The organism is Methylobacterium sp. Leaf91 (assembly GCF_001422815.1).
Lineage (GTDB): Bacteria > Pseudomonadota > Alphaproteobacteria > Rhizobiales > Beijerinckiaceae > Methylobacterium.
The window spans coordinates 1-6996 of sequence record NZ_LMMP01000036.1; the positions used below are offsets into that span (position 1 = coordinate 1).

Consider the following 6996-nt stretch of genomic DNA (forward strand, 5'->3'; position numbering starts at 1 on the left):
AACAGAAACCGTACTTTGGAAGACCACTGGGATTCCTGCGTCACGCAGTCGGGAAGATATCGCGCTGATGGCCTGCATCGTGGCCTCTGGCGATGCCCCCGACTTCAAGTCGTTCACTCCTACCATGAGGAAAACGGCAGCCGGGCGCTCCTCAATGACACGATCCAGGCGACGTAATAAATCTCCGGCACCTTCACCGCCCACGCCGCGATTGCGCACATCAAGTGGGAAAAACCGACGCGCCCAGTTGCCTTGCTCGGTGAGCGAGTCGCCAAGCATGATGATCGCGCGGCCTCTATCAAATAGCTCCGGCCCAACTGCCCATATGATGCCTGCCACAGCAATCGCCGCGCTCGTGATCAGGAGCCATTGACCCAGAGCGAGACGAATCACGGTTGAACGACCGCCAATCTCGACTGCCTCACGTTCCGGCCCCATGCGAGAGCGGGTCGCTCGATCCACCGTGAAGCGACAGCCGCCATAGCGATACAAACCGGAACGGCGAGGACGACCCCCACGATGGGTTTAAGCCCGACTATCTCTGCCCCTAAAGCGAGGAAGCGCGCGAGTGGCAGATGGAGTAGGTAGATCGAATACGACCACGCGCCGAGCGCCACGAAAGAGCGGCTTTCGAGCCAGGGTGCGCGATCCGTAGCCGCGAGCAGAACCGCTGCAACGAACACAGCGGTAATTCCAAGGTAGATTGCCGGCGGGGTTCCACCGACGTGTCCGAATGCCGTGTAGAGGGTCGCAATCGCCAGCGTTACCCAAGAGACAGCGACGTCCCGGCCCCTCACAATTTGACAAATGGAAATCCCAGCTATGAAGAACTGCACATAGTCCGGCCGAAAGAGTTTCACGATCGGGTCCCAGTACCGAACGATAGTCCCCCACTCAATAAAATCATGCCCGACGCGCAACATCACGNAACTGCACATAGTCCGGCCGAAAGAGTTTCACGATCGGGTCCCAGTACCGAACGATAGTCCCCCACTCAATAAAATCATGCCCGACGCGCAACATCACGCACGCAGATAACCAAACCAGAGCAATTCGGGAAATGTACTCAAGGCGACCGAGCAATACGACGAAACCTATCGCGACATAGAACCATAATTCGTAGCCAAGCGTCCAATACGGCTCGACCGCATCTCGCACGCCAACGAAGCTCTGAAGCATCGTCACGTTAACGACGAAAGCGGTAAGTTTGAATTTTCCCAGGGCTAGAAGTGCAGCCGCAGCAGGTATCAAAGAAAACCAATATGCGGGGTACAGTCGCATAAAACGGCTAAAGGCGAACTGCCGAACTGACTGCCCTTTATCCAGCGAGAGGAGAATGACGAACCCGCTAATGATGAAAAATAGCTCGACACCCAGCTCACCGAGCTTGAAAACTCGGTCATGACGGGGTGTTCCAAACGCTACGCCCTCATAGTGATAGAGGACCACCGCCAGAGCAGCGAGCCCACGCAGGCCGTCAATCGCCGGCATTCGGTTTTGGTGCGCCATTCTGCCTCGCCGAGTTCTTTAACTCGGCACACATATCATATTGCGCTGCGAAGCAATCTACGCGCTGGCCGCCTGTCGCGCAGCCATCTCTTCCTCGGACGGTGGCCATGCCACTTCGCGGTCAATCGCGACCTCGGTCAGCATGTCGAGGGCGTCCCAATGCGTCTCGAACTCAGTGGCCTGTCGGATACGCTTCGGCAGCACGTACTTCCCGGCATACTGGCCGGCTTCGACCTTGCGCGGGTCTGCAGGGTCGAGGACTTTGGCGAAACGCTGCTATCAGCGGCGGTCTGGGTCCTCTGTTTCAGTTCTGGCGAAGCTGGCGGCCTTGTCCGTGAGGGGCATGGGCGGCGGTAGTACACGACGCCTCCACCCTAGAGCATCAAAAATCTAGATCTATCTGAGGAGCGGTTCCAGGCCCCCGGTGATCCCCGAAATGGAACGAGGCGGATATCCCATCCGCTTTGTGAGGGCTGAAAATCAACGTAGCGCGACGGCTTGGCGAATGGGGTGATCCCGCTACCCACGACGGCACCCGCGGTAACCGACCGAAGCCGTGCCCGATGCGGCTTAGCCGACGCGGATCAAGCGTGACCGCTACGCGTTAGCTGGCATGCATCGTTTCTTCGCTTTCGTCGCTTTGCTCGGTCTCGTCGGCATGGTCTCGCATAGTCATCACGGTCACCCGCGACATGTGAAACCAGTCACGTTGCTCGGTCCGGTCACCCGCTGATAGATGGCTGTTGTTCCATTCTGTCGTTAAGGGGCCGCTAACTAGGAGGGGGCACCTTGACGGCTCTCTCAGGGACAAACCATGCAACTCGCCTTAGTCCGACTATGGACTGTCCTGAAAGCCGCTCTGGCGATCAGTCTGCTTGCGGCCAGTTCCCTGTACTCGGCTAGCGTTGCTGACCGGCAAGGCCTCAACCCATTCGCCGCTGCCCTGACCGAACCGACGACGACGGAAGCGATCAGGCCCAAGCTCGCCCCGCGGCAGCGAACCCCAGTCTACCTGGACGGAAGACGACAGGATGGTGGCGTATCGATCGCGCATGACGGAGGCGCCTCGCGGTAGATCCTGACCAGCGGCGGCTCCTCACCATTCTCTATCGCGTACAGACGTTCCTCCTCGACATAAGCCCAGCTCTTCTCGTCTGAGTGCTCTGCTTCGAGGAACACGCCGGATCGGCAGCCCCAGCCGTGAGCCCGCGCTATCTGCGCCTGCTCGTAGCTCACCGAGTAGTACCCGAAGTCATGAGCCTCCCGATCGCGGCATAGGATCTTGCCGTCGTCGGTGACGATGTCGCCTGGCTTGGCACTGGCCGGAATGTCGATGGTCATTGGGTCGCTCCAGGAGCGGGATGAGGGACCGTTTCGATCGCGGCCTTGATCAGATCACGGAGAAGGTCCGGTGCCAACTCCGGATCGTCCTGTGGGATCTCTGCCTCTCTCGATGCTGAGGTGTGTCCGTCGTCAGATGATTTGGGACAGTCTGCGGTGTTCAGGAGCGGAGGTTCTGGTCCATCTGGGGTGAGAGGTTAGGCGGCCTGCGCGTGGTGGCGCAAGCGGCGATCCATCAGGGTCTGGCGCTTGATGCGTTCGCGCTCGGCCAGGATCCCTTCGCCGCGTCCAAAGTAGACGTCAGCGGGCGTGAGGTTGCTCAGGCTCTCATGGGCTCGGGCATGGTTGTAGTGTTCGACGAAGTCGGCAACCTGCGTCTCCAGCTCGCCGGGCAAGTAGGCGTGTTCGAGCAGGATGCGGTTCTTGAGCGTCTGATGCCAACGCTCGATCTTGCCCTGCGTTTGAGGATGGCATGGCGCACCGCGGATGTGGGTCATGCCCCGAATGCCGAGCCAGTCAGCCAGGTCGCTGGCGACGTAACTCGGCCCGTTGTCGGAGAGCAGGCGTGGCCGCTGCATCACCCGCGCCTGATCGAGTCCAGCCGCACCCAGCGCCAGGTCGAGCGTGGCGGTGACGTCGCTGGCCTGCATCGTCGTGCACAGCTTCCAGGCGACGATGTAGCGCGAGAAGTCGCTACGCGGTCCTTCGGTTCGTCTAATACGGTCGACAAGTAGTACCAGCCCCAGCCAACGACCTTCAGATAGGTGAAGTCCGTCTGCCAAAGCTGGTTGGGAGCGGTGGTCTTATCGTGGAACTCGTCGGCGGCCTTGATGACGATATAGGCCGGGCTGGTGATCAGGTCCTGAGCCTTGAGCAGCCGGTAGACGGTCGCTTCCGAGACGAAGTAGCCCCGCTCGTCGGTGAAGCGTACCGCCAGTTCACGCGGGCTGAGTTCAGGCTGCTCCAAGGCCAGGGCAACGATCTGCTCGCGGATCTCCGCAGGTAGGCGGTTCCAGACCCGGCTCGGCCGCGAGGGATGGTCGCTCAACGCCTCGGGGCCGCCGCGCTGGTAAGCGTCGTACCAGCGGTAAAACGTCGAGCGCGTGATGCCGAGCTTGTCCAGGGTGGCACGCACCGGCAGGTGGGATTGCTCGACGAGTCGGATGATCTCCAGCTTCTCGGGGGCCGGGTACCTCATGCCTCGTCGCCCCCAGCCCCGCTCATGCTTTTTTTAAGCAGACGGTTCTCCAGGACGAGATCAGCTACGACCTCCTTCAGCGCCCCCGTTTCGCGACGTAGATCCCGCACCTCATCCGTGGTGGCCGCACGAGCCGTATCGCCCGACAGGCGCTTCTTGCCAGCCTCCAGGAACTCCTTGGACCAGCCGTAGTACATCGAGGCGGCGATCCCCTCACGTCGGCATAACTCGGCGATGCTGTCCTCGCCACGCAAGCCTTCCAGAACCACGCGGATCTTCTCCTCGGACGAGAACTGCCGACGTGTGGCCCGACGGATGTCCTTGATCACCGCTTCTGCCGGCTTCTTGGCCGGTCCGGATGTCTGCTTCATCTTCGCTCCTCAGGGGCTACGATGAACCAGCCATCCTCCGTTCGTGAAGACCCTCAATCTGTCCCACAGGTGCTGACGTCGGACACGCAACTCTATCATCGATGCTGGATACGATGCCTATGATCCCACCTGACGGGGCACGGCTCTAGCTGAGCTTGAACTTGCTGCAGTCTCACGTTCTCAAAACAGGAGTTAGGTCGCATAACTACATAAACGGAACCGTCCCGCCCGATCTAGAGCCGCAACTTATTATGCCGTTTGTCAGTCAGATCACAAACTTGCGCCCGTTCTGCTAAAGCAGTCAAGTCACTTTTTATCGACTATATAATGAAAGCAGAGAAGTCAGAGTTGTGAGTTTGGATTTGAGTTACTAAGTCGCCGTATGAAATCTGGATATTTTGATAGTTTGTGCCTGTGTCGTCGTCAATGTTGCGGAATACAAAGCGGTCAGCGCCAACAAAGCTTACCGCGGCGCCATCGGATGTACCGTTATAATGAACTTTGATGCCCCCATCACTACGTAATGTGAACTCAAAATCCTGGGGCTGAAACGCAAGGTAGACAACATCAAGGTCAGGTTGCCCGTCCGTAGCGCCACCGAATTTGATGATACCATTGATGTCTGCTGATCCGCCATCTGCACCAGCTTTTTTACCAGCGTCGCCATTCCAACGAAAGATATCATTGCCAAGTCCAGTCTGAATAACTTGATCATTGTCTTTCTGAAGATCAAATAAGGTTACAACATCGTCGCCATCTGAACCTTTGAGCTTACCATTTTGGCTAATTAGTGGAGCCAGACCCGTCGGCGTTACGTCGGCGCTTGGCTTAGGATCTGGCAGGTATACAGGGAGCGGCTCTTGAGGTTGAAAGGCCATTTGTCAACTCCAGTGTTAAGGTTTAAAATCATTGCTCCCACAGAAAATATTGCGCAATATTGTAAAGCACAATGCGCCTTCCCATTAAGCTCTACTACTTTTGGGTGGCCTATGCAGGCTTCGAGCATATGCAAGGATCGTTGTGCGGCAGGAGGTTGGCGGCGTTTGCCGAAGGAATGCAGAAGGGCCTCTGAGTTATGAGTTATGCTTCGGCCTAGCGGCTCCCACATTGAGCGAGGACAGCCGGCACATTGCGGATCAGAATCGAAAGATCGCGAGAGTCGCTCCATCGAGCGGAGTAGTCGAGGTCCAATGCGACAAGCTCGGCATAAGAGCGGCTGCTGCGGCCGGACGCCTGCCACAGGCCAGTCACCTCAGGCGTAACGGAAAAGCAGGCGTCAAAGGCTGTGCCGTAGCGGGCAATCTCCACCTCGACGATGCATCAGGCGTTGACTTGGTTAACGAGAGGTTAGCGCGAGCCGTCAGCCCAGGTGACGGGTGAACCCGGCGAGGCGCGCTCCATGGCGTTGAGCAGGTCAACGAGGTCTTCAGCATCATCGCGAGGTAGCTCTACCTGCCGGACGCCCTTCCATAGGGCTGGCTCTCCGGTTGCCACGTTGAAGACCGTCCAACCGTCCCCTTCAGGACGCGTATCGTACTCAATGACAACGCCATCATCGTTCATGGCCTAGCCCTCCGAGTCGGAAGACCAGCATAGACCTGCGCCGTCTGTTGCCTACTCCCCCGCACCGGGCTTCTTGCGCACGCAGCGCTTGAGTTCGGCTTTCCGCAATGCCCCCCGCGTGGCATCAGCAGAGCCATGCTGAAAAAGCCTGTCCACTTCGCCTATTTGATCGCGGTCCGTCAGGCTGACGAAACCGATCGTGTCTATGCGATCCTGGCGAAGGCGGTGGAGGAAGCGATCCAACTCGCGGCCGAGCATGAGCCGACAGGGCCTGCACCTCGCCAAGTCGGCTTGTTAGGCGCTCCTGTTGCCAAGCGTATGGAACTCAAGGTCGGTGAGGCGCGGGTCGTTTGAACCCTTCCCCGCCCTGACGGCGGTCGGGTTTGAGAAGAAGCGCCGGACCCAACGCATGTCGGGCTCGGCTTTCACCTAGCTTCGATTGTTAGTCTGCGGTATAGATCTATTCGGCTTTTTTGAGCCAATGGCTACCAGCCATAAGATCCTCCTGTTGTTGGGCGCGATGAACGCCGGGTGGATTTGTCCTCAACGCCGTGCAGGGCGTTGAGGACCCTCACTTCTCACATGCCCATGTATCCATCAACGCGAAACAGGCTATTCGTGGCCAAAAATTTGACGTCCCTCCTTTTTCAGCAAATAGAAGTTTCTAATCTATTGTCGAAACAATGAGGACAAAAGACTTTTACCAAGACGCCTTTATTAAAAATAGGCATTAAGCACTCTAACATTATCTGCTAACAACCAAAATAACATTGCTGTTGAAGGAAAATCTCTTGTAAAAGCATTTAACAACTATAGCGCGTATCTTTCTGAAACAAATTTATCGACAACAAACGAAAAGACCCCGCGCCAGCTTTCGCCGGGCAGGGTCGGTCGTGCTTCCCAGATGCTGATTAACTAGTGGTGCGAGTCTAACACTTGGTGCCCGCGCTTTGCGGCCTGGATGATGCGATCTGGGTCGGCGGTCCAGACGAAGGGCTTCGGGTCGCCGTTGCT

Annotated in this window: 7 protein-coding genes and 1 pseudogene; 1 reads left to right on the forward strand and 7 read right to left on the reverse strand. The window is 57.8% G+C overall.

The annotated features are described in order from the left end of the window. From ASF32_RS18320 to ASF32_RS18355, 7 genes and pseudogenes are all read right to left on the reverse strand, one after another. Positions 1-393: GDSL-type esterase/lipase family protein (locus tag ASF32_RS18320; RefSeq protein WP_244483679.1), on the reverse strand; the 393-nt coding region annotated here is incomplete at its 3' end. Between the two features lie 1173 nt (positions 394-1566). Further along, positions 1567-1713: a hypothetical protein gene (locus tag ASF32_RS25540; RefSeq protein ID WP_156467883.1), complete on the reverse strand. Its 147-nt coding sequence runs from the start codon at positions 1711-1713 to the stop codon at positions 1567-1569. An 804-nt stretch (positions 1714-2517) separates the two neighbouring features. After that, positions 2518-2850, reverse strand: coding sequence for a hypothetical protein (locus ASF32_RS18335; RefSeq protein ID WP_056431655.1), 333 nt, complete (start codon positions 2848-2850; stop codon positions 2518-2520). 197 nt (positions 2851-3047) lie between these two features. After that, positions 3048-4419, reverse strand: a pseudogene (locus ASF32_RS18340) (IS3 family transposase). 320 nt (positions 4420-4739) lie between these two features. Further along, positions 4740-5297, reverse strand: coding sequence for a hypothetical protein (locus ASF32_RS25545; RefSeq protein WP_156467884.1), 558 nt, complete (start codon positions 5295-5297; stop codon positions 4740-4742). Between the two features lie 214 nt (positions 5298-5511). After that, positions 5512-5727, reverse strand: a complete 216-nt coding sequence (locus ASF32_RS25550; RefSeq protein WP_280136568.1) for a sugar transferase — start codon at positions 5725-5727, stop codon at positions 5512-5514. Between the two features lie 39 nt (positions 5728-5766). Next, the gene (locus ASF32_RS18355) at positions 5767-5982 is read right to left on the reverse strand and encodes a hypothetical protein (RefSeq protein ID WP_056431660.1); all 216 of its coding nucleotides are present in this window, start codon (positions 5980-5982) and stop codon (positions 5767-5769) included. Between the two features lie 135 nt (positions 5983-6117). Between ASF32_RS18355 and ASF32_RS18360 the strand changes: the two genes are divergently transcribed. Then, on the forward strand, positions 6118-6336 hold the full coding sequence (locus ASF32_RS18360; RefSeq protein WP_056431662.1) for a hypothetical protein: 219 nt from the start codon (positions 6118-6120) through the stop codon (positions 6334-6336). Positions 6337-6996: the final 660 nt, after the last annotated feature.

Excerpts from the sequence above, each read along its gene's own strand:
- ASF32_RS18360 (WP_056431662.1), top strand. The coding sequence starts at position 6,118 with ATGCTGAAAAAGCCTGTCCACTTCGCCTATTTGATCGCGGTCCGTCAG.
- ASF32_RS18335 (WP_056431655.1), bottom strand. The coding sequence starts at position 2,850 with ATGACCATCGACATTCCGGCCAGTGCCAAGCCAGGCGACATCGTCACC.
- ASF32_RS25545 (WP_156467884.1), bottom strand. The coding sequence starts at position 5,297 with ATGGCCTTTCAACCTCAAGAGCCGCTCCCTGTATACCTGCCAGATCCT.
- ASF32_RS18355 (WP_056431660.1), bottom strand. The coding sequence starts at position 5,982 with ATGAACGATGATGGCGTTGTCATTGAGTACGATACGCGTCCTGAAGGG.